21 protein-coding genes are annotated in these 24459 nt (G+C 37.9%); 9 read left to right on the top strand and 12 right to left on the bottom strand.

What is annotated here, in order from left to right:
- The first annotated feature begins 674 nt into the window (after positions 1-674).
- Both HCG69_RS15350 and HCG69_RS15345 read left to right on the top strand, forming a co-directional pair.
- Positions 675-1715: a hypothetical protein gene (locus tag HCG69_RS15350; protein WP_221650767.1), complete on the top strand. Its 1041-nt coding sequence runs from the start codon at positions 675-677 to the stop codon at positions 1713-1715.
- A gap of 133 nt (positions 1716-1848) precedes the next feature.
- The gene (locus HCG69_RS15345) at positions 1849-2277 is read left to right on the top strand and encodes a hypothetical protein (RefSeq protein WP_221650766.1); all 429 of its coding nucleotides are present in this window, start codon (positions 1849-1851) and stop codon (positions 2275-2277) included.
- On the opposite strand, the gene HCG69_RS15340 is transcribed toward HCG69_RS15345, so the two are convergent.
- A complete protein-coding gene (locus HCG69_RS15340; RefSeq protein ID WP_221650765.1) occupies positions 2272-2835 on the bottom strand; it encodes an RNA polymerase sigma-70 factor in 564 nt (187 codons plus the stop codon). The genes HCG69_RS15345 and HCG69_RS15340 overlap by 6 nt on opposite strands.
- A 361-nt stretch (positions 2836-3196) precedes the next feature.
- Here HCG69_RS15340 and HCG69_RS15335 point away from each other — a divergent pair, with 361 nt between their 5' ends.
- From HCG69_RS15335 to HCG69_RS15305, 7 genes are all read left to right on the top strand, one after another.
- Entirely contained in the window at positions 3197-4219 is a 1023-nt protein-coding gene (locus tag HCG69_RS15335; RefSeq protein WP_221650764.1) for a FecR family protein, read from the top strand.
- A 147-nt stretch (positions 4220-4366) separates the two neighbouring features.
- Positions 4367-5083 carry a hypothetical protein gene (locus HCG69_RS15330; RefSeq protein WP_221650763.1) on the top strand — a complete coding sequence of 239 codons (717 nt, stop codon included), beginning with the start codon at positions 4367-4369 and terminating at the stop codon, positions 5081-5083.
- A 28-nt stretch (positions 5084-5111) separates the two neighbouring features.
- Positions 5112-5648 (top strand): hypothetical protein, encoded by a 537-nt coding sequence (locus HCG69_RS15325; RefSeq protein WP_221650762.1) that lies wholly within the window; start codon positions 5112-5114, stop codon positions 5646-5648.
- A gap of 171 nt (positions 5649-5819) precedes the next feature.
- Positions 5820-6113, top strand: coding sequence for a hypothetical protein (locus HCG69_RS15320; protein ID WP_221650761.1), 294 nt, complete (start codon positions 5820-5822; stop codon positions 6111-6113).
- Between the two features lie 443 nt (positions 6114-6556).
- Positions 6557-7216, top strand: coding sequence for a hypothetical protein (locus HCG69_RS15315; RefSeq protein ID WP_221650760.1), 660 nt, complete (start codon positions 6557-6559; stop codon positions 7214-7216).
- A gap of 243 nt (positions 7217-7459) precedes the next feature.
- Positions 7460-8041, top strand: a complete 582-nt coding sequence (locus tag HCG69_RS15310) for a hypothetical protein (protein WP_221650759.1) — start codon at positions 7460-7462, stop codon at positions 8039-8041.
- On the top strand, positions 8019-8669 hold the full coding sequence (locus tag HCG69_RS15305; protein ID WP_221650758.1) for a hypothetical protein: 651 nt from the start codon (positions 8019-8021) through the stop codon (positions 8667-8669). The genes HCG69_RS15310 and HCG69_RS15305 overlap by 23 nt, the downstream gene beginning before the upstream one ends.
- Before the next feature lie 755 nt (positions 8670-9424).
- Here the strand turns inward: HCG69_RS15305 and HCG69_RS15300 are convergent.
- The 11 genes from HCG69_RS15300 to HCG69_RS15250 all read right to left on the bottom strand — a co-directional run bounded on the left by HCG69_RS15300 (position 9425) and on the right by HCG69_RS15250 (position 24456).
- The gene (locus HCG69_RS15300; protein ID WP_221650757.1) at positions 9425-10312 is read right to left on the bottom strand and encodes a hypothetical protein; all 888 of its coding nucleotides are present in this window, start codon (positions 10310-10312) and stop codon (positions 9425-9427) included.
- 66 nt (positions 10313-10378) lie between these two features.
- A complete protein-coding gene (gene lsrF, locus HCG69_RS15295) occupies positions 10379-11251 on the bottom strand; it encodes a 3-hydroxy-5-phosphonooxypentane-2,4-dione thiolase (protein WP_221650756.1) in 873 nt (290 codons plus the stop codon).
- 34 nt (positions 11252-11285) lie between these two features.
- Positions 11286-11903: a DAK2 domain-containing protein gene (locus tag HCG69_RS15290; protein WP_007483474.1), complete on the bottom strand. Its 618-nt coding sequence runs from the start codon at positions 11901-11903 to the stop codon at positions 11286-11288.
- 12 nt (positions 11904-11915) lie between these two features.
- Positions 11916-12932, bottom strand: a complete 1017-nt coding sequence (locus HCG69_RS15285; protein WP_002558802.1) for a dihydroxyacetone kinase subunit DhaK — start codon at positions 12930-12932, stop codon at positions 11916-11918.
- 31 nt (positions 12933-12963) lie between these two features.
- Entirely contained in the window at positions 12964-13278 is a 315-nt protein-coding gene (locus tag HCG69_RS15280) for a hypothetical protein (protein ID WP_002558803.1), read from the bottom strand.
- 37 nt (positions 13279-13315) lie between these two features.
- Positions 13316-15775, bottom strand: a complete 2460-nt coding sequence (gene ccsA, locus HCG69_RS15275) for a cytochrome c biogenesis protein CcsA (protein ID WP_221650755.1) — start codon at positions 15773-15775, stop codon at positions 13316-13318.
- 140 nt (positions 15776-15915) lie between these two features.
- Positions 15916-19908 (bottom strand): SUMF1/EgtB/PvdO family nonheme iron enzyme, encoded by a 3993-nt coding sequence (locus tag HCG69_RS15270; protein WP_221650754.1) that lies wholly within the window; start codon positions 19906-19908, stop codon positions 15916-15918.
- 34 nt (positions 19909-19942) lie between these two features.
- The gene (locus tag HCG69_RS15265; RefSeq protein ID WP_221650753.1) at positions 19943-20680 is read right to left on the bottom strand and encodes a hypothetical protein; all 738 of its coding nucleotides are present in this window, start codon (positions 20678-20680) and stop codon (positions 19943-19945) included.
- Positions 20681-20741: 61 nt separating this feature from the next.
- Positions 20742-21836, bottom strand: a complete 1095-nt coding sequence (locus tag HCG69_RS15260) for an endoribonuclease L-PSP (RefSeq protein WP_221650771.1) — start codon at positions 21834-21836, stop codon at positions 20742-20744.
- 23 nt (positions 21837-21859) lie between these two features.
- The gene (locus tag HCG69_RS15255) at positions 21860-23635 is read right to left on the bottom strand and encodes a YncE family protein (protein WP_221650752.1); all 1776 of its coding nucleotides are present in this window, start codon (positions 23633-23635) and stop codon (positions 21860-21862) included.
- Between the two features lie 20 nt (positions 23636-23655).
- On the bottom strand, positions 23656-24456 hold the full coding sequence (locus HCG69_RS15250) for an IclR family transcriptional regulator (RefSeq protein WP_370634154.1): 801 nt from the start codon (positions 24454-24456) through the stop codon (positions 23656-23658).
- Positions 24457-24459: the final 3 nt, after the last annotated feature.

Below are 24459 nucleotides of genomic sequence, written 5' to 3'. Positions count from 1 at the left end.
TAAATAATTAATATTCAATTAAATAACAATAAGAAAAGTACATATGCAATAGTAAATTATTTAATGCGTCGGCCCTGGTCTTGTGATATCTATTATTAAAACATCCGGATGTTCTGAATAAAAACATGCGGATGTTTTATATAAGAACATCCGGGTGTTTTGGTAGAAAACATGGGGATGTTTTTAGTCTTAAATTATGTAGCAAAGATATGCTAAAGTCAGTAGATATGCAAATAAAGAATAACTGCTTTAGGAGGTCTAAAGTATATTGTTTTATATAGCTCTCATAATGAATGAATTTATAGAGAAGAAGGGTGTTTAAAAGGAATGAACTCTTTATTTTTGATTTATATAATAAAGGGTGGTTGAATTGAGTATCTATATGTGATATTATAAGGGAGGATGATAGGTTACAGTAATGTTTTGTGTTATTTTTTTCTTAGTAATGGTTATCGTTTTGTATATAGATATTTTATTGATAATATTTGAGAGAATACTGATAGTAGTTTTGCTAAGAATTGCTTATTTTTACAATTGATAATTATGAATATGATGTTTATGAAAAGTTTTTATTTATTTTTTGTATTATCTTGTTAGAAAGAAAAATAGGACTACGAATAGACAGAAGCTGAGGACCTTGTTTGGATTGTTGTTTTTTTGTGGTGAAATTGTTTATGGATAAAGTAATTTGGATGTATCAAAACATTATAAGTAGAAGTTGCATATTTGTTGTGATATTATTGAGCAGTTGCCAAGTAAATATAAATCCTAATAAAATAGATGAAGAGTTATTAGATCATTTAAAACATTTGGCTGACACTGATTCATTATCTCAATTTACACAGATTGTAGGACTTACGTATTCTGATTTTTACTCTTATGTAATAATTGGAGATGGATCTTTTATCCCTGAATCAATTGAAGATCGAGAACCAACTGATATTATAGAATATAGTGGTAAATATTTTTTGTTTTATTTGCAGGGTAAACCAAAATTGCCTGGTAAAATAGTAGATAAAATATGGCCATATTTAGAAGGGGCTCAATATAGTAATTTTACATGGTATTTTTTTAAATGTAAGTCGTGTGATAAAAGTATGTTTACCCGAAAAAGAGAACTAGAGAGTTATTACGATATAGAAGCTATACGTAATTTTCGTTGTTTAGAGGACGTGAAAGTAGATCCTTTAGTGGATATGACTATCTCGTATGTTCGGATTTGTGGTAAGGATAACTCAGTATCTCTTTTTTCTGATTTATTGGAAATATATTTGTATATTGAGATTTACAATAAATCTGATTCTTCTTTCTATTTAGATTTATCTTCAAATATTGAGAGTCGTTTTTTACTTAAGAATGGTAATCAGCCGTTTGAATTTTCTGTTTCTGAGATTGATCTTCTGGATGTTTTCCCTGGGATTTATAATGTTCCTCCCTTTTCTCCGGAACAGGAGGGTAAAACAGGAGCTCCTATAAATTTAATTTTGAAATGTGATCCTTTAAGATTTGATGGCGTCTCTTATTGTGAATATCCCCTGAAGATATATTCATTGTTGCGTGATTCATTGTATTATATACCTCCTCTGGATAGTATTAATTTAGATACAAAAGTTTTAAATCGAAAGATTCATATAAATCTCCCTGAAACTATGCCATGTCTTTATAAAATTGGAGAGAAGGAGTATGTGTTTCTTCGTGATAGTTTACTGATGTAGTTTAAATGTAGCAGAAAGAATATAAATAATTGGAGGTTACAGATATAGCCCTTTCTGTATCTGATGCTATGGATATTTTATAATTTTGTGGGAGCAGAATTTACGATTTAATACCTATATATGAACTTTTACCATGAAACAGAATTTATTTCTTTTCGTATCATTAATGCTTATTGCATTTGTTATTGTGTCATGTAAAATTAGTTTTGATACTCAGGTATATAGGTTTATACCTTCTATTGATTCAGATATTTATAGTGAAAATGAAATCAGGAAAAAAATCGTGGAGAGTGATGTGAAATCTATTATTTTAAGAAATGATTCAATTTTGGAATATTGGAAACGTTATGGAGGGATAGGTCGTTCAATGATAATTAAGTATGTATTAATTGATAATGAACTTATTGTTTATCCTACAGATGTTGAAGGATATAATGTTCCTGACATATCTGATATGCATTTTTTGTATAGTCGGGATAGTTTGATTAATATAAAAACAAATGAGAAATTTTATAATCAAAAATATCTTGATAAAAAGAAAATTGTAAAACATGGATTATAATCTGTGCTGTAATATTATTAGAAGCAATACAGGCAGATACTCTTTGAGTTCTTCTCTGAGTAATTCCATTGTTTTCTGTTTATATCGATTGATCGATTTTACACTAAGATTCATATCTTGTGCAATTTCGGCATGCGTTTTACCTTCAAAGAAGCTTTTGATAAATACAATGCGGTAGTTTTCGGGAAGGCGTTGCAGTGTTTTGTATAGCATATCATAAAGTTCGTTCAAAGTATATACACTGTCTGTCTCTGTGGCATAGATGGGAGACTGCTTTTGACAGAACTTATTGTAGTTCCATTCATATTCCATGTGTTTCAGGTGGTTGAGGCAACTGTTGCGCACGCATATTTTCAGATATGCGGTTGCTGTCTCTTTTTTTAATTCGATTGAATCCCGTTTATCCCAGAGGGAAACAAATACGTCGGAAACGAGGTCTTCACAGACTGTCATATCATTTATGAATCTCTTCGCATACAGACAGAAAGGAGCATAGTATTCTTCATACAGCTTTCTGAATTCTTTCTCGTTATTACTTTCGCGAAGGCGTATTCTCATTGCATCTGCTGTTAGGGTATTTATTATTGTATCATAGCCAAAGTCGTCACAAAAATAGTAAATAGTGCTTTGTAAAGGTACTGATTAGGACTGTTTTTTCAAAAATAGAAGAGGAGTTGTCCTTTGGAGGTGGTTTTAATTGTAATATAGATAAGGTGAGTATACATTGAAAAGCCGTGGGATATATATTTATGATTTTATGATTCTTAGAGAAAATTAGTTTTATGTTTTTATTAATTATTCGACAAGAATAGAGTAAATTGGCATCCCAAATAGTAGATAGTTTAAGCGGACCAACGATTTACCCGATTATAATTTATCCGGTAATAGTTGAAAAACGAAAAAGATAACTTAAAAACAAATGGAATATAAAGATTCAGATTTATTTTTTCGCTATTGTAAAGGCTTATGCACTGAAGCTGAGCAAAAGAAGGTGGAGGTCCTGTTGAATGAGTCGGAGGAGCACCGAAGACTATTTCAGGACCTTCGGATGGCATTGGCTTTGGGAGATGACATCAGAGAGATGGAAACGATTGATGTACAAACTGCTTTTGGGAAAACTCAAAATCAGATAAGAAGAAAGAAGAATAAAAGATTGCAGCACCAATTGATCCGGTATGCTGCATTTCTGGCTTTGCCCTTATTTCTCTCCTCTGTGATATTAGGGTATTTGTATTTTAATGAATCGTCGGATGAAAAAATACAATATGCGAGTATAACAGCTTCTACAGGTTCTGTGGTGCGTTATGAATTGCCTGATAATTCGGTCGTTTGGCTAAACTCGGGGAGTACCCTTCGTTATCCGGTTATCTTTAGCAAAAATATACGCGAGGTGGATTTGCAAGGCGAAGCATATTTTGAAGTACAATCTGATAAAGAGCATCCTTTTTATGTTAATACCCCTTCGGGAGTGCGTGTGTTTGTAACCGGGACCCGTTTTAATGTCAGCTCCTATGAAAATGAAGGTTATGTTGAGACAGTGCTGGAATCCGGACATGTAAATATACTTATACCCGGATATGAGGAAGCTGAGTCTTTACAGCCGGGTGAACGTCTGCTTTATGACAAAAAGGCGTCGCAATATGTAAAATCTGAGGTTGATGTATTTGAGAAGATAGCCTGGAAAGACGGTAAGCTGATATTTAGGGATACTCCTTTACCTGATATGTTGAAGAGATTGTCACGGCATTTTAATATTGATATCCAATTTAATAATATATCGGGGAAAGAGTATAAATATAGGGCTACTTTCAGGAACGAAACGCTCTATCAGATTCTCGATTATTTGGGTAAATCGGTTACTATGAAGTGGAGAATGGAAGAACCGGTGCAACAGGCTGACGGAACGTTTACGAGGGAGAGAGTAATAGTAGATTTGTATTGAGATTATTATAGATGCTCATCGCCGGAGGGCGATGAGTTTTTATATTCTTGAAATAGATACTTTATTGATAATATTTGAGATAATGCAGATAATCATTTTGTTAAAAATTGCCTATTTTTACAATGGTTAATTTTAAATTTAGCGCTTATGAAAAGCCATTATTTATTTTGTATTATCCTATTAGGATCATTTGTATCCCCTTTATTGGCTCAAGGTGTTCCTTCACAATTCAGTTATCCGGTAAAATCTCCTCCTGCTCCAGAAGCTGCGAGTTTAGCCAAGTGTATTAATTTCCCGGTAGATTATAATACAGGTGTTCCCCGGATAGAAATTCCTCTTTTTGAGCTGAAAGGCCGTGAGAGTAGTTTGCCGCTTGTAATTAGCTATCATGCCGGAGGATTTAAGGCAAAAGAAGAAAGTGCTTATACAGGATTGGGCTGGTCGCTGAGTTCTGATTTTCAGATTGTACGAGAGATTAGAGGTCATGATGATTTTAGGCAATTATCCGGTTATTATTATAATGAGTATGAGCGAGTCCCATTTGGGAAACTTACAAATTTTGATTTTGCTAATACTTATACCCCCTATAATCGTTTACGAATGCTTAATAATGAGATTGATACTCAATCTGATAAATATTATTATAGATTAAAGGGTAAGTCGGGTTGTTTTTATCTTCGAAAGTCCCAAAATGAAGGAATAACATTAGTTCCGGTACCTTATACGGGAATTAGATTTGAAGTAATTCTTCCTACAGGAACCTCTACTTTAGGATTTCGTGTAACGGATACGGATGGGAACGTTTATTTATTTTGGGGAACCACTACTACTATAGAAAAACCGATCCGGGAACTCCTGGTATAGACGTAGGTATTTATTACATTGTAGAAATATGAAAATTAATTTTTTGATTTTATTTGTAGCGTTTTTTTTCTTATCCTATTTTGATGCTGTTGCACAAAAAGGATATGTTAATGAGATTAACCAAGTTAATAATGAAGGCCAAAAAGAAGGTTTTTGGAAAGAGAATGTTAATGAGCATTTTCGTACTGAAACATATTATCATAAAGGTAAAAAGAATGGTATATACAAGATGTTTAATACGGTAAGAAATGAACTTGTAAGTATGGGGGAGTATAAAAATGATATAGAAACTGGTATCTGGTATATTTTTGGTGATTACGGACACTTACTAATGATGCAGAGCGATTTTCAAAAAAATACATATCAGATTCCTTTAGAACATCACGCACAAGGGATATGTCCGTATCGTTGTTATAGTATTTCTTTCCATCCGAATGGTAATAAAAAATCTGAAGGTGTTTTACTTTGGGATGAGAGTGCTGATTCTGATTTTGTTTTTGAATACGGTGAATGGAAATATTACGATGAAAGTGGAGAGCTCACGAAAATAAAAGAATTTAAATAAGTTCCTGTTTCCATATAGCTTTGATAATGTATTTTATCTACTAAAGCAATTAGTGTCTATAGATTAAGTGGAAGTATGAATGGCAGAAATGGAGTTTATGAAATAGGAGTAAACAAGAAGGGGGTAATAGATCATCGTTTCTTTAGACCTTATTAAATAATTATAAACGTTATGGAATATATAATAATTGATGGTTATTTTAGTGGGACTGGGATTAGAGACAAATACAATGGAGGATATATACTTCCTGAGTCATTAAATCTTAGTCCAGCTTTAATAGATAAGCTCAAAAAATGGTTGACAAAATATGAGTCTGAATTTTTTAATCAATATTCAGATTCGGAAAGGATTAAAACCCTAGATGAAGAAGGTGAGCAAGTAGCAATTCTAGTGAAAAAAGAGTGTGCGAACACAAAAGTTGAATATTACTCGGATGCTATGATGAATACACTTTATATAAAATAATTTAGTTTACTATATACCTGATTGGATATATATTGTGGTGAAATAGAAGTTGCGATGTTTATTGGGCCGTCTCAATTATGCCTCTTTAGCTTTAATATAGGCTTTACTATCTCTGTATGTCCCAATTTTATATACAATGAAGAGTTAGTCTGTCTTTCATTAGGATTTACTCTTTATTATATGGCATTACATCTGGTAACGGTAAATTTGTAGTAGTGTAGTCCCCGATATAGAGTGAATGGGGAGGAGAACATAGTAATCTTCTGTAATGGATATAGTGTCATCAATTCTTGTTACAAATCAAATAGGGGGGGAGTACTACTATATCACATAATTACCCAAGTATGAGTGATAAATTCACAAAAATAATATTTAAAAAACGAGATTTGCCAAGATCAACAGGCGATGCAGTTGGATGGTTATGGACTAAAAAATAATAATTTATGGATAAGCTACTTATTTGTTTATTTGCCTTTATTGGCATCACTTTTAACGGATTTTCTCAGACTGTAGATTCCTTGGTCAATATAAAGGGATATTATGTGACAAGATTTCTCAAAGATGAAATTATCTATTCTTATAATCAAAAAATAAAAAGAATCAATAACCAATCATATTCAATTCCAATTGATTATACAAGTATCTCTTTTTTTATTCCTTTAGATATTGATAATGTAGCAATTAATTGTAGTGAAAATGTTGCAAAGAGCATGCCCTTTGCAAATAACCTTAATAAAGATTCTATTTACTACTTACCTGTATCAAAACAAGTTGAAAAATACATCAAGGAAGTTTTCAACTTGAATCTAAATTTATCAAAAGGAATAGCTATTTTTTCTGCAACAGGGAGAATTTCTCCATACTATATTGATACAACCAATGATAAATACTTATATAAATGTATATTTGTAGATGGAGAAGCTTTAAGAATTAAATTATTAAACACTGAAGAAAAACGTTTTCCGCTTGATATAGATGTTGATTTTGTTAATAGAAAAGCACGGTTTGTTGATTTATTTTTTATCGTCAAGGTAAACTCTTATTCAACAATTATTAATGTGGAAGGTCTGAAAGAGTGGGTTCCGTATTGTGATGAGGAATAGTTCAATAGTATTCATAATATAGGTACTTTAATGCTAGAATTTGAGAAAATACTGGTATTTATTATGATAAAAATTGTTCAATTTTGCAATAATTAATTTTAAATGTAGGGCTAATGAAAAAATGTAATTAATTATATTTCAACGAACTATTTTATATTTTAAAGGGAAAACAAGAATATTAAATGAAGGAGAATATTATCCATGTAAGTAATTCATTAAGATTATGTTTTTAAAGTTCGCTCAATGAAAAAGAATACTTATTGTTTATTGATTATATTGGTTATGCTGTGCGCTTGTCGAAGTACAGATTATTATAATATTGCAGATAGGTATGAAGTAATTTCGTCAACAAAGGAAGAAGAATTTGTTCGTTTTCGACCTTATGTGTCTGAAGATTCTATAACTATGAAGTTTAGGGTTTATGAAGTAGATAATGAACTGAATATATTGCTTGATTCTGTTATAAAGCTTACAAATGAATTTTATATGGAGAAAACGGGAGGGTATGTGGAAAATAATTTTTCTTTTCTTGTACAGAAAATGAGTAGGGATAGTGCGTCAATTGTAATTGAAAATGTTCCTGTTGGTAGTCAACAGTTTAATTATGGATGGCATAAAAATATTTTCTTTTATAAGGGAGTTTGTTTCTTCTGTGACGGCTTATATACGAATCGTCTGTTTAAAAAGACAAGAAAGTACTTTACTTTTCGTTGTGTTGACCCACGGAGATTTTTTGCGAATGATTTGGCCACTCATCCTTACTGCATTTGGCAATATCTTTATGTAAATAAAAGAATTCAATATGTCTATAGTGGTAAATGGTAAAACTGAATTGTGTGATACGAGTAAAGATATTATGAGAAGAAAGAACGTAAATAATATAGTATGGATTCTATTATTGGTATTGATGGCTTGTAATTGCAATAATTTATCAATAAAAGAAGGCCAAAAATTAGAAATAGAAAATGCATTTATGCTTGTTTCAGAGAAAGATACAACTTTAGTGACAGGATATGGTTATCTCTTTTTTAATTGTAGAGTGGTAAATCATAGTATAGATACTCTAGTCTTAGGAAAAATTCCTTTTGATAAAGATCAAATGAACCAAGATCGTAATTCAGTGACTTGTTACCTTATTAATGGAGACTCTCTACCCTTGTTTTCTGAAAATTTATCATTTAGTGCTGAAAATACGACTATTTATCCAAATGATTCTTTAATTTTTACTTTGTCATTAGACTTTTTTGCAGGTACTAATTCGCGTTCAAAGTTTGATAGTATTTCTAATCTCATAAGTCATATTGTATGGAATACTAAAACAGATCATTTTAAGTTTAAAAAAGCTGAGTCGTATGCTGTTAAACATATTATTCATAATGAATATGCAGAAGGATGGGGGATTAAAGCAGATATTCCTCAAGAATATTATCGAAAGTATTTGAGGCAGTATTGAGGGATAACTAAAAATTGGATAATTGGGGATGTAAGAAGAAGCATTGAGATTGTTTAAAAGGTTGATTGCATCTAGCTTTATATTATGTGGATAGACTAAATGCTACAGACTGTGAAGATAGAAAACATTTTGATATAGGTATCTAAAAATATCTGGTAATTTTTATAATTTTACAACTTATGTTTTTGTTGAACAGAACCTTTGAAATATAGTTTGAATACTGTTATGTTGTGGAAATTTGGATATCTCCGAATGGAAGTGAAATCATTTCATAATTATTAAAATACTAAACTTTATGGAAGTACATCAGGAATCTTTTTATATATGGATAACTAAAATTCCTGTTGAAAATAAATGATTTATGAAGAAACCATTATTTGTTTGTATTAATTTCGTCTCTTTACGTACTATATAAAAATGAGATATTAAGAACTACTCCAAAGGTATAACGGGCAATGATAAATATGACAAGTTACTAAGAACTTTGAGATTAAGAAAATATTTTTGAATTTGGTGATATGCTTACTTTCGAGTAGGAATATATTTTCTCATAAAGTTACAGTTAAAGCCGTTTGTATAGGAAGTAGAGCATATGGAATATTCATTGCTAACCGTGAATGGGATTACCTGGAGGATATATTGAATTACAAAATTTTCAACCTGATTTTGTATGTTTTTTGTGGCTGATGTGATAACTATAAGCTCCCCTTTTATTTAATATTCCGGGGAGTTTATAGTCATTCTGTTGTATAGGGTCAGTTTATCGTACTGACTGCTGATATCATTCCAAATGTTTGATTGTCGTTTAGGCTCCAGATCACTTCTCCTTTTTGGTTTATTTCGAAAAGTTGAGGACTGTTTGCTGCATTGGCGTCATGGCTGTGCCCTTGCCAGTTGCATATATAAAGGTTATCATCAGCACTTTTACAAAGACCGGCTGTGAAGAAAAGCCGGACTCCTTTGATATCATTCTCGTTATAACGTCGGATGATTTGTCCGTCATTCGGATTGACTTCGATTAAGGCATGCCCGTCACCGCAAGCAATCCAATAGTTACCATCTGTTGACTCTAATGTAGTGAAGGGTGTACCTTCTACTTTGAAAGAGTTGATTAGTTTGCCGGAAGGAGAAATTTCACGTACTTCAGAGGTAGATATGAGAGGAATGAGGTAATTTCCACGCTTGTTTTTATTCAGTTGGCGAAACTGAGAGTGGGCGCGGTCAATCCCTGTTTCATATTCTGTACGGGAGAGAATTTTACCCTTCGGGCTCACTTCCATAATGACAGCCGGATGTCCTGTCCAGGCTAACAGGTAATTACCGTTGGATAACACGCGGGCAGTTTGCATTTCACAACCTTCAGGTGCTGTAATATTCCAGATCTCCTTATGATCCCGGTTGATTACTTTGGCACCTTTGGCGTAGGAAAATAAAATATTTCCGTCCGGAGTCGCAGCTACAGAGTTACATTCCCAACCTTTCTGTAAAGGATGTTCCCACTCTATTTGTTTTGAATCTTTGTCTATAATGACGATCTTATTCCATCCCGAACCACCTAATAATAATTTCTCAGCTTTGTTTTTTCCGGAGATATTAAGGAAGAGTGGGAGAGTAAAACATAGAAAAAATAATATTCTCTTCATAATGTATGTGTGTTAATTGAAAATTGGGAACCTGATTTGATCGATTCCCAATTCTCAATTAGTTGATTATTTAGATAAATCCTGGAACATTTCAAAACCTTGTTCCGGAGTCAATCCGTCATGCACTACAGCATGTACAGCCTGGATCATAGCCGCAGGCGATTCACTTTGGAATACATTGCGTCCCATATCTACCCCGGCAGCACCATCGTTGATCGCGTTATAACATAACTCAAGTGCTTCTTTTTCGGGGAGTTTCTTACCTCCGGCAATAACTACAGGAACCGGACAGGCTGCTGCCACTTTCTCAAATCCCTCGCAATAGTAGGTCTTTACGATGTTGGCACCGTTCTCAGCACAGATACGGGATGCTAAGCCAAAATAACGGGCATCGCGTGCCATTTGTTTACCTACGGCTGTTACCCCCATCACGGGAATATTGTAACGACTTGCTTTGTCTACAGCTTTATACAAATTGGCTACGGTTTTTGCTTCGTGTGCTTCGTCACCAATAGCCAACATAACAGCCATGGCTGATACGTTCATACGGATAGCGTCTTCTACATCAATCAGTACATTGTCGTTCAGATCAGTAAGGATGGAAGTACCGGCATCAGAGCGCAGACAGATAGGAGTTTTTGTATTAGCAGGGATAACCGACTGTAAAATGCCTCGTGTACACATCAGGCAGTCTGCATATTCTATTAACGGGACTATATTCAAGTCAATACGTTCGAGTCCTGAAGTAGGCCCCATGATAAAACCGTGGTCGCAAGCCAACATAACGGATTTACCTGTTTGGGGGTTAAAGATACGTGATAAACGGTCTTTCATACCCCATGCTGCATTTTCTGCACCTTTCACGTGAAAGTGTTGTTGTTGAGATGCAATGTCTAAACCAAAATTTGCACCTTCTCTTAAATCATCTAAATCTGCCATTTCTTTATATTTGATATTTATTCGAAATACATTTTTACTTTATAGCTTCTGAGAATGAAGCGAACATACAACTCCAGGAAGCAGCGCCGCTATCCATATAGCCTATAGACCGTTCACCATAGTTGCGTGCACGTCCGAAATTAGCTTTAAGTTCAATTGTGGACTGAGCACCCGCTAAAGCTGCTTCGGCTCCTGCATTTATCAATTCTTTGATATCGTCTGAAGGGCAATTCTGAATAGCTTCGACAGCAGGTATCAGGGCATCCATCATTGTTTTATCACCTTTCTGAGCTTTAGTCTGCTTTTGTACGTTAGTAAGTCCGCCGGCAAACATGGCTTTTACAGCAGCCGCATCCAATTGTGTGCCACTTACATGATCACTCATGCCAAGGAAGAAAGCTCCCAGTAAAGTACTGGTTGAACCGCTTACTTGTAACATAACATCGAATCCCATGTCGTTCAGCATCGTTTTAAATTCAGTCCCTTTCTCGGCAGTGGCAACAATAGCGCTCATGGCTGTTACGATCGCTTGTCCGTGGTCACCGTCACCAATAACGGCATCCAGCTTGGAAAACTCATCTTCACGTGCTTTGATATTTGCTAAAGCTGTGGTGAGCATTGTTTTGAAGTTATCAATAGTCAGTTGTGTCATTTTCTTTTGCTTTTATTTGCCAATAGTTGTCCAGTAAGGTGCGTTAGCACGTTTGTTCTTCAAATAGTCGATATGATCTTCGTCCAGGATACCCATAATCATTTGGAAACCTGCTTGTTCCTGTACGGTCAATATCTCCTGTATACGGCTTACAACTACTTGCAGACCACGTGCTTCCAGTTCCTTATAAGCTTTGCGGAATATGATATTCAGTTCCATGTGAGTAGTGGCACCTACACCGTTGATGATAAGCATCATTTTATCTCCGGCTTTGGGTTTGAGCTGCTGGCAAAGCAGGTCTACCATTTCGGCAGCTGTAGCATCGGCTGATACAAGCGGTTTTTGACCGCCACCACCTTCGCCGTGTTGGCCCATTCCTATCTCCATGATACCGGCAGGCAGATCCGTGATTGTTGCGCCATTCTGAGGATGGGTACAAGAACGCATAGCTACAGCAAGTGTGGCTACCTTATTGTTATATCGTTCGCCGATTTCGATAAGCTCGTCTAATGACTTGCCTTCTTCTGCTGCTGCTCCTAATATTTTATACAAAGGAACACAACCGGCCAGCCCACGACGATCTTCTGTGTTGGCATCAATTCCGGCACTGATGTCATCATGTGTCAATATCTGTTTTACTTTGATTCCTGCACGTTCTGCCAACTGGCAAGCCATGTTTGCACTCATTATATCACCGGAGTGATTCAATACGACCAGTAATATACCTGCTTCACGTTTCATCAGTTGCAATGCCTGGAATACACGTTGTGCACCGGGAGCTGCAAAAATATCTCCTACTACAGAACAATCCAGCATACCTTCGCCAACGAAACCACTCAATGCTGGTTCATGACCGGAGCCACCTAAGGTGACAATAGCTACTTTACTTTCGTCCTTTGCATGGGTACGTACTACAATATTTTCACCTCCCAGTTTTACTTGATCGGCATAAGCCATTACATAGCCTTCCAACAATTCGGGAGTAATTTGTTCGGGGTTGTTGATAAATTTAGTTTTGATGTCTGACATGATGTTTTCCTCCTTATTTTGAGATTAGTTTTTATTTAATTTCCATTAGTTCGATAGAAATACCCTCTTCTTCTATGAAAGCAATAGTGAGGTGTTCATCGCATACGGCAGGGCCAAAAATAACCTTCTTACCTTTTAGCTCTTCTTCCAGAGAGGGTACTGTATAGGCAATGTGACCTTGCTTTTGTACCAATTCGGGCATACAACTGCCTTCTTCGAATTTAAGAAACTCGATTCTGTTAGGACTTTTGCTATAGTCTGTCAGCCATACGCTGAGCCCTTCATTAAAGAAGGCGCCTTCTTTGTGTTCGGTAGTGACGATACCTACGTGGTTGAATGTTCTCATAATTTATTCGTTTTAAGTGTTTATAATAACTATTGGTTTATGACTTGTTCGGATTTAACTCAGGATTCTTTTTCCAACTCCTGTAAGAGAAAAATGCTAATACAATAATAACAATTGAGGCAAAGTACAGGTAGATCAATATATTGTTTACATTGTCGTTCTGTCCATATGAGTGCATTCCGCTAAGGAAATAGTTGACTCCGAAGAAGGTCATTAATACGGATGAAAATGCGATGACTGAAGCGACATTGAATAACCAAAGGGTATTACAACGTTTTATCAGGTGCAGGTGGGTGACAATGGCATAAACAACCATAGTAATCAGTGCCCAGGTTTCTTTAGGATCCCATCCCCAGTAGCGTCCCCAGGATTCATTTGCCCAGACGGCCCCCAGGAAAGTACCGATCGTCATCAAAGCCAGCGCTACCAGCAATGACATTTCATTGATGATACTTAACTCTTTGATACGAATAATCAGCTGACTCGTTCGTTTCTTGCCGGCGAAGATCATCAAAACCATATTGGTTAATCCCATCAGGCAACTGACGCCGAAGAAACCATAGGCAGCTACAATAATGGCAACATGGAACATTAGCCAGGGAGATTTAAGTACCGGAACTAAGGGACTTATTTCCGGATCCATCCAGTTCAGACCGGATACAAAAAGAATGATACCACCGAACAAGGTAGCCAGTGCTAAAGTAATTGTATTGCGGCGTACAAACAGTAGACCGGCAAGAACCGTAGCCCAGGCCACATATACCATTGTCTCGTATGAATTGCTCCAGGGAGCATATCCGCCAATATACCACCGCATTCCCATACCGTACATGTGATAATGGAACACGATAAGCACCAGAATCCCCAATATCCAGACCATAGACTTTATCCAGCGTTTCTGCTGAAACTGTACGATGAATGTAAAGATGAGCAGCAGACCACCCAAAATAAGATAACCGATTTTACAATAGCGAAATACATCCATCTTATTATATTTCAGTTCAGACTGTATCTTTTTAGGGCTGATGTCGAGTGTTTTGTTTTTGGCTTGCTGGTAAGTACTGATCATGCCGGCAACTTCGTTGGCCTTTGTCCAGTCGTTACTTTTCAGACCTTCCTGTACCTCTTCCAGATACCAGTCCATAATACGGGCTACGAACATGGAGTCCTTTCCTGTAAAAGCCGAAAGGTCATCTCCGGGAGCATACCACTTATGGTTGGGATCATCTTCTTTTGGAAAGAGATTCAGCATCTGACGGTTGATAAGCTGGTGGAAGATGTTGATCTGTTCATCCAATTTCATCAAATCTTTGTCGAATCGGGTACGTTGGTTAGGCATTTTGTTATATGCTTCTTCCAGCTTCTCCTGTAACTTGTAGTAGCCGTTATTGTCAAACATTTCCGCGTATGCACATTGTTTGGCAGGCAGATTATAATAACTTGCTAACTCTGGATTGGATACGGCAATAAATGGTATGCGCATCCATACATCTGGCATCACCAGTAAACTGATAAGGAATTGGTCAGAGTTTAAACCTCCGATTTTATCCGATTTATGTAGCTTTCGGAGTATTTGGGAAGAAAAAGTGTTGATTGGCATGGTACGCCCACTATTTGACTGGATTGGTAAAGAACCAAAAACTTCGGCATGTGCAGGAGAAATTTTATGTTTCTGTACGATATCCATCATTGGGGAGTTATTCTCGTTTGCTCTGCTTTCAGAAGGAAAGGGCATAAAGAAGAGCAGACAGGCTATTATCTTAGTTGCAGTATGTAATTCTTTTAACCGACGGCTCAATGACATGAATCGGGTATTCTTGCCAATAAAGCATAGAACCAGTCCGATGACAAGCAAAAGATACCCTGTGTAAGTGATGTTGCGTCCTGCAACATCCCGGTTGACAGAGAGAATCGTACCTTGTTCGTCCGGATCATAAGATGCCTGAAAGAACCGGTAGCCCTTTACATCTAACACATTGTTCATAAATATTCGTTCGGGACGTGTTTCACCGTCCACATGTACTACAACTTCACTTTCATAGGAAGAGGGACTGGAAGAACCCGGATAGCGGGTCAACGTAAATTTCTTTAGTTCCACAGAGAAGGGTAAGGTGTGGATACTTGTGTTATTATCGGCGGAGCGAACGGCGATTTGGTTGCTCGTTTCTCCTTCGCGAAGATGAAGGATACCTTCTTCACTGAAAAGGAAAGAGGTAAAAGCACCCAGGAAAATGATGATAAAAGCAAAATGAGTGACTAACATACCCCATTTCCGGCTTTTAAGATATTGGCGCTTGATAACAATTGCTACAAAATTGATAACCATCAATAATTGAAGCAAAAAGAACAGAGGCGAATAGTAGATGATCGTTTTGGCTGTTGCAGTGCCATGGTATTTTTCAATGAAAGTAGCGGCAGCGAGTGCAACAGCATAAATCAGTAGCAACACAATGGTTGTTACATAAGAAGAGAAGGGCTTGTGGAAATTTACTTTCATTGGAAAATCATTTTTAGAGTTGACAATTGATAACAGTTGGCAGCTGATAGTTGACAATTGACAATGAAGAGTTGACGGTAGACAGTGGGCAGTTGGCCTGCTCACTGTCAATTGTCAATTGTCCACTGTCAACTGTTTAATTAGTCTTCAATAATTACGCGGAATCCTACATTGAATACTCGCTGATGCGGGTAGTAGGCTTTACGGGCATAAGAAGTTGAGACTTTAGGACGTTCAATATAAGAACCACCACGTACTACTTTGAATTCCGAAGGATTCTTTACCTTTTCGGTGTAAGGATAAGGTATGTAATCCGAACGGGTCCATTCTGCTATATTTCCGTGCATGCTATATAATCCAAATGGATTGGCCTGGTAATTTTTAGAATTAACCTGGTTCATTGCTCCATCGTTTACACTTTCCTCTTTAGGCAGATAAGAGTAATATTTGTACCAGTATGAATTCTTAGACATTGGTTGTGGATTAACGCCACTTACAGCCATTTTATTGCAACTTTCGTCTGCAAAGTTCTCCAATTTACCAAAATCCGTATTGCTATTACCATACCAGAAATCAGAATCACTTCCTGCACGACACGCCCATTCCCATTGTGCCTCTGTGGGGAGGGTGATGTTGAGGCCGGTCTTTTCGCTCAGTTGTTTACAATACGCCATAGCATCTTCATAACTAACACGGATAACAGGTTGTTCCGGCTGGTTGGCAGGGTAACCGAAATGTACATGGTCTTTCCATAACTGGTCTACATAACGACTGTCGTGGTCGGGGAAAATGACATTGTATTGTTCATTGGTGATTTCTACTTCACCCATCCAGAATGGTTTTGCAATTTTTACTTTAGATACCGGACGATTATCAGCAGATCCGTTCCAGCTACCCATAGCGAATTCTCCGGCAGGAATACGAACGAAGGTGAGTTTAACTCCGGGAGCCAATACAACTTCTTTGCGTGTTTCCTTTTCGTTTGCCAGCATCGCTTTGATTGCGTTGGCATCGAAAGGCCAGTTTTTCACTTTTACATTCTTCTCTTTTACAGGAGCTGTTGCTGCCGGAAGGACCGGAATAATTTCTCCTTTACCTTTCAGATAGGTTGCATAGTCAGCAATCTCTTTCTTCCAGTTTACTCCCATACCGTTGCCATATTTGTTGGTGAGTTCTGTACGGCGTTCAATCTGATCAAAACCCTGATATGGGAAATCTTTGATCTTATTAGCATTGAAGTAACCCTTATCCGGTGCATTGTAATCAATCCATGTATACAATGTTCTCCATTCTTTGTCAGTCAGCTTCACATTTGCATGTCCCTTTTTAAGGATACGGATTAATTCGCTGGTATTGGCATGATATTCATAGGGTTGAAGAACTGCCATATCAGCTTCCGGACCCTGACGATGAACATACGGATGTAGATTCAGATAAGAAGGACCATATCCACGTTCGTCTTTTGCACCGGCACGGAGGTCGAATGCTTTTTCGCCGTTATGACAGGCAATACAAGCACGGTCGAGAATCGGCTGTACTTCAAGATCGAATGTAAATGAACGGACACCACCTTCTGGTGCTTTTATAGAGTGTGGTGCACGTTGAGATGCAATTACACGCTTAGGCACGGGAATCTGATTCTGATCTTCGTGACATCCTATACAGGAAACAACTTCACCCGGTTGTCCGGTCAACCAACTACGCATCAGCTGTATAGCAGCTCCGTCTTTATCAATCGGCTGGATGGAGATTGGCGTATTGGCTGGTATTTTGAAGATAACAGATCCGTCTTCTTCCACAGGAACTGTTCCGAGCTGACGTTTAATGTCCCATCCGCTCTGGATACCATGCCAGTTATGGTCCGAAACAGTTTTCAGATATGCATACTCATAAGCATGCAGACGGAGTTCTTTTACAGTACCACGAGGTACATTACGCAATCCTTCACCTTCGTATATATCCTGGATAAATACAGTTGCTTCTTTTTCATTCAGTTTTACCCTGTCAGGTATAGCCGGAGGAGTAGTTGTCTTACGCACAACAATCGGACTGATGTATCCTTCGCCTTCCTGTTTCATCAGACAAGTTACGTTATCAAATACATCCACCAGATAAATACCCCATAAATCTTGTGGGTTCAGCTTGGCGGCTACCAGATAATATTTGTCATTCAATGGAGTAGGTTTGATGAATTGTGGCCATACGCCGTTTACTAATTCATCTTTAACCAATTCTACTATCGGACGGTTCCGATATGGAATTTCCTGAAGCATACCGGCAGTGCCTTTGCGGGCTTTGGTTGGGTCAAACAAAATTAAACGGCCGGAGCGGGCAACACCGTGGTGACCGGAAATAATACCTACAAAAGCAGACGCATGATTAGGCAGAGGTTGAATATCGAATGTACTGTTAGGGAAAGCACAACCGCTTCCAAACAGGGCTTTTTGTTCTGTTCCGTCCGGGTTCATATGCATTACAAAGCGGGAATAGTAGTGCATCAGGTCGGTATATTCCCAACGAGTATACATTACTCTACCATTATTCATGATAACCGGATTCCAGTTGGCATCCTGGTCAAATGTAAGGCGACGCATGTTTTTGGTTTTGGGATCATAAAGCACCATATTACCTACAGGATCAGAACCACTGACACAAGGTACACCTTGATAACCAATATTAGAAGTTGCTATCATACGCCCGTCAGGTAGATATGTACCGTCGTAGAATTCCAGATCTGGTTCTTCATTTTCTATTAGCATTCTGTGACCGGTACCGTCCAGCTTTACTTCATATATATTCCACCGATTGTCGGGCATGGTTGCAGTAAACATAACCCGGTCGCCATCCCAATGCATTTTAAGGTCTGCGATAGAGGATGAGTTCTGTGGTTTGTATATTTGACGCATCTGAATGTCACCACGCAGGTTAGACAATTCTACTATTTCAGCATTAAATCCACTACGGCGTGCAGATTCCTGATTGCTCCAGTTATTAGATTGTGTGCCTAAATCCGGAGCCATAGCTGTATGTGCCTTTGAACCCAGTTTGAAACGAGTAGCAACAATTTTGTCGCCATTGAGTAAAGGGTTACCAAGCAGAATGGCTTGCTTGTTTTTCAATGCTTTGCGGGCATTGGACAATGCTTGTGTGTCGCCTTTATAAATGCCGTCGAAACCTTTTTGAGAAAGGCTTATTAGTTCGTCGAGCAAAGGCTGGTATTTGGCTACATCAAACCCTTGCTGTTGTTTCATATCAGCGAATGCCAGTTTGATTGCATTTATATTCAGCCACTCCAATTCATTCTGTACCTCGTATACATTTTGCATTTTTTCAAATATCTCGAGGTATTTGTATATCTGTGTATTTACGTCTTGTTCGGTTGCTATTTGCCGTATGATGTTCTTGAAGTAAGAAGCATCTTTTATCTTACCAGCCAAAGCATCTACAATTTGTTTCTCAACAGAGGCATCGGGGGTGATTAACCAAGTATCCAGTCCGTCCATCTGACTGCTTAGCATCCCGATCTGATTCGGGTATTTTTCTGCCAGCTGATTGGCGATGTCTTTAGGCAATATATTCAATGCCTGAAAATATACACTACCCGTTCTTGAGTCATCGTCAATACCAACTTCTGCTTCAAAACGTACGTATTTACCTTTCACAGGATAGACCAATGTGCCGTTAGCATGGCAGAATACACCGTGCTCATAAGCTTTTCCGGCAATCCGGATGGGTTTGCCATTTGCGTTGATGTTCATTCTTGGTTTATCCCAGCCGGCTACGCCATATTCAAACGGAGTCTGGTCCAACCATACAGAAGAACCGTCGGCTGCAATCAGGCGGGCATTCCCCCATACTGCATGATCATAGCTGCTACCGTCAGGACCACCGGAGGTAACCAGTATCAGCTTATCGCAATTCTTCAAGTCCACAACAAAAGGCTCTGCCTTGTCATTGACTTTAATCCATTTGGATATGACTGGCATTCCTGCTTTTTGTAGTTGCGTACGCAATTCGGATTTGGCTTTTACTGAAGCATCAATCCATGTCTCTGCTTTCTTAGGCTTCGGCCCGGCAAATGCCGAGGCGGAAGCTGATAAGAAACAGAGTGTTATTAACAATATTTTGTTCATAAGGTTGATTCTAAGGTATTATGCTTTTCTACTATTATAATGCAGCTTTAGAATTCGAAAAACGAAGACCGGCATTGTCATGGTAAGTAGCCCATTCTGAAACAATTGCACCTTCGGGACCAGCCATCAGGAAGTGGAAGGTTGTCAAAGCTTTCAACGGAAGTACTTCGCCTACCTTTTGTACAACGAAATTCTTACTCTTGATAGGACCATGAGTGGCTGGGATTGCAGGGGCATTCGGAGTTTCATCTCCTACTTCAGAGAAGTTATAGGCCCATCCTTTTTCAACCATCCAGGATTCGTGTTTAGCAGGATATGTAGTAGCTACATGAGCATGTTCCGGAATCATTTGTCCAGGCAGCAGATAGATAGCATGTGCAAAGTATCTTTGTTCTGCGTTGTTAACCCAGAAAATACCACCCATACCTACGTTCTCAAAATCTCCTAGTCCGAAGTCTGTAACCCACATGTCTTTGGCCATTAATTCGGTGAAAGGAACATCATAGAATGCGAACATGTCTTTCATTGCTTCCATAGCAGCTTCTTGCTGGAATTTGCCGTCTTTGTAAAAATCGGCATTTGTGTACTTCTTAGAATAAGTCATTTCTTTTTTATTTTTACAGTTATTTTGATTACATTCATTTTTACATTGTTCGGAACATTGTCCGTTGGCACTGCAAGCTGACTCTGATGTAGACGTTTTGCCTGTGCATGCTACCATTGAGAGTAAAACAACTCCTAGGGTTACTGAATTTCTAAGTCTTTTCTTCATTTTCATTTATTTATTTGGTTAGTAATTTCTCCTCTTTTATTTATTGTGATGAGGCAGTGTCTTATTTTATGGCAATACCTTCAATTTCAATTAGCAATTCATCCCTACATACATCTGCACACATATAAGAAATAGGTATATTCAGTTGATAGTCATTCAGCAGCTTATATGCTTCCTGGTAATGTGACTTGTTTTTCAGGTACACACGCAATAACTTTAAATGTGCGTCTCCTGTTAGTTGGGCTATGTTTTCCATAGTGATGTGGAGTTGTCTTTCAAGACCTACTCCGGCCAGACTTTCTTCTCCCCGGATTGCGGCTGTACCGGATATATAAATGAGTTGTCTGTCATCAAACGTCATACTTTTGGCACGTTCAAACTTTGGTGTTGATTTTTGCTGATGAGCCGTTTCCAGTACTTGTGGTGAATAGGCATGAGCTGCTACCTGTAATTTATTATCAATAGGAGTGGCAAAACATTCCGGACGGGTAAATACAGCGGCATCAATATCTACCAAAACACCCCCTAGATTACTCCCGATACCTGTAGCAGCCGGATAACCCAAACTCCAGGTAGCCTGGTTGTAGAAGTTGCTACGCACATTATTGAACATCTGGTAGTGTTGATCGGCACCATCAAATCCTGTAATTTGTTCAATGTAGTTCCATTGGCGGATGATATTTTCAATGGGAAAATTTTCCTTATGCAAAACTTCACTTGCTAACCGGAAAACTTCAACGGATTGTTGTTGGGTATTGAAATTCAACACATCACTATGAAAGCCTCCTGCAAAGAGAAAACGTCCATCAGCATTTTCCAATGTGATGTAAGGAAAACCTTTATTGGGATGATACGTGATATGATCATTCTCATCTGCCTGATAACTATGTACTTCCATTGTAAGTCCGCCATCCAAAGCAGGTTGGGATACATAACTTAATACAGGTAACTTCTGGGTATAACGTTGTTGTATTTTGTCACTTAAAATGTTACGACGAATTACATATTCGTTGTTATCTGTCGGTGTGCCGAAAAATATTAGTCTGAATATGTGCTCGTTTTGAGGTAACTGTGCTAACAAAGTATCTGCCATTGTTCCGAAATCAGCAATTTCGGTGGTATATATGCTATATTTTATTTTATCACAATAATTCATGTTTTCCAATGGTGTCTTGTTTTTTATAAGGAATTTACGTATTCTGTTAGCGCTTTAATCTCTTTTTGAGAAACCTTTTTCTCAATACCGTGTTTATGTACCTTAAATACATCTTCCATCGTGGCTGCACGTCCGTCAAAAAGATAGGGGGCTGTGCGCCAGACTTCACGTAGGGTAGGGGTATCCCAACCTTTTTCGAACTCAATATCCTCACCGATACGGTGCATTTTCAGGTCTGTATAATATGGACCACTGTGGCACTCTGTGCATTTTAGTTTTTCAAATACCTTTCTTCCTTCTTTGGCCAGGTCGGATAACTCTCCATTTACCAGATAGGGGCTTGGAACAGGTTGGAGAGATTTCAGATAAGCATCCACACATACGGCATCTTCTTCGGTTATATCAAAGAACTGTATGAATTTAAAACCTGCACGTACCGCCCATTCTGCTGTTTCGCGTATGCCTGATATCATGCTTGGAGGGGTGGGATGACTGAATAAAAGACTTTTGCAGTTTTTAGAGTTACCTACTCCATCATTCATTAAATCCCAGTTCATACCATCTGTACGGGCATCTCCCGGATGGCAACCATTACAACTTTGCCAGTTTTGGAAACAATGAGAGGCATCATTAAAATAGCGTTCTCCCTTGTTTTCTATACTCTCTTCCCGGTCCGGATTCAGATTAACCGAGGTAATTTCAGTTGTTTGGGTATCTACGATATTCAGGATGTCAGCGAAGTAAGTGGGAATATAGAGTTTTCCGTTCTCCATTATCATTTTGCGCGGACCATTGCCTTTCAGTGGGATACGTTTACGCAGACCATACAGAAATCTCAGGTCATAATCCAGCATAGCTTTATCAGGATAGCTTAAAAATTTCTTCAGCATGGCTTTATGGTCGATAACGCTGATTTCATGTGTCCCGGAGTGAGTGATGAAGAGTGACTCGTCATTGCAGGCAATGCTCCAGATACCTGCTGCTCCACGTTCTGGTTCGTCGACTACAATTGCGCCGAGGAATTCCTGTTTTTCCACATCTATAATGCTGAAGGCACTGGTATTCATCCATCCTTGTTGCAATTGTGATGTGGGAACTGTAAAACGTCCTAAATTATGGGATACATATATATATTTACCGTCCGGTGTAATACAAATACCACGTAAAGCATTACTACCGTTGGCCAGTTTGATGTCTTTTACTTTGGTAAAATCATCCATTCTGATGACGGAAACACAAGCTGCCACATAGTCGAGATCTGCCCGTTGAGATGGCAAGTAATTGGTAACAAACAGATATTTGCCATCCTTGCTGAACTGTGCTGATTTAGGTTCACGCAACACATTAACCGAACGTACAACCGTATGATTTATCGGATCAATTTCTGATACAGTGTTCTGGAATTGATTACATACATATATATGTTTTTTGTCAGGCCCGAAAATAGGAGAACATGCACCGGAACCTGTTAGAATGGTAGCTTCTTTTTGTCCTGATTCCAATGATAAAATTTGCAAATGTCCGGTGGCTGCACTGGTAGTGACATATGCTTTATGGGTATCCAGAAGGATGCCAGTTGGGGTTTCTTCAACAGGAATGGTGCGAAGTAAAGTTTTACCGTCCGGCGAAAAGAAACTGATTCGGCTTGTCCCCTTTTCTACAATAAGAATTTCACCTTTGGAATTTAAGGTAATGTCTGTAGGGAAAAATGGGGGAGTCCCCGCCAGAACGAAGGAAGCACAACCACAAAAGAATGCGGTGGCTAATGTTTTTTTTAATATTTGTTTGGGGGTATTCATAGTATGTATGTTTTATGTTTTTAAGACTGATTGTATCCTAATTCTTTGGAGATAGTTTGTGCGGCATCTTTTATACATTCAACTGAATTACGCACTACATCCTTAGATAAGCGGTCTTTGGGACCAGATATCCAAATAGCTCCGCATGGATAACTTGTGTAATTGAAAATAGGGGCACCTATGCAGAGTACTCCGCTTAATTCTTCTTCATTGTCCATGGCGTAGCCTAACTTTCGTACTTTTTCCAGCTCATCCATATATGCCTCAGGAGTAGTAATAGTACGTGCATTATAGCGTGTAAACTCCATTTGTGACAGATAATAGTCACGAACATTACAGGGGAGATAAGCCATGATAGCCTTTCCCGGTGCCGAACAATGTAGTTCAAAGGGTTTACCGGGTGATAGAACAAACCGGAAAGTGTGATGTCCTTGAGCTTGTTCTATGAAAATGCCTTTCTGGTCTCCTAACACTCCGAAACAGGCTGTCTCTTTTACTAGATCCCGCAAATTACGTAAATGTGGCAGGACTACCTCCAGCAAATTATGCTCATTTAATGATTTGAATCCAAGTGATAATAATTTGCGGGATAATTTATAATGTTTTGTGTCTTCATTATATATAAGGTATCCTAACCGGACTAAAGTATTTAAAATACGGTAGGCGGTCGTTTGCGAAATATCAAGTTCTGATTTGATTGCTTGTAGTGTTCTTCCTAAGGAATAAAGCGATAGGTACTCAAGAATCGCAATTCCTTTTTCAAGGTTTGGGACTTTGTAGTTCTCTTCTGCTTTTTCCATATATTCTTCTACTTTTTCCATATT

Origin of the sequence: Bacteroides sp. K03, assembly GCF_019734355.1 — a bacterium.
Classification (GTDB): domain Bacteria; phylum Bacteroidota; class Bacteroidia; order Bacteroidales; family Bacteroidaceae; genus Bacteroides; species Bacteroides nordii.
This window is presented reverse-complemented; position numbering and strand designations above follow the sequence as displayed.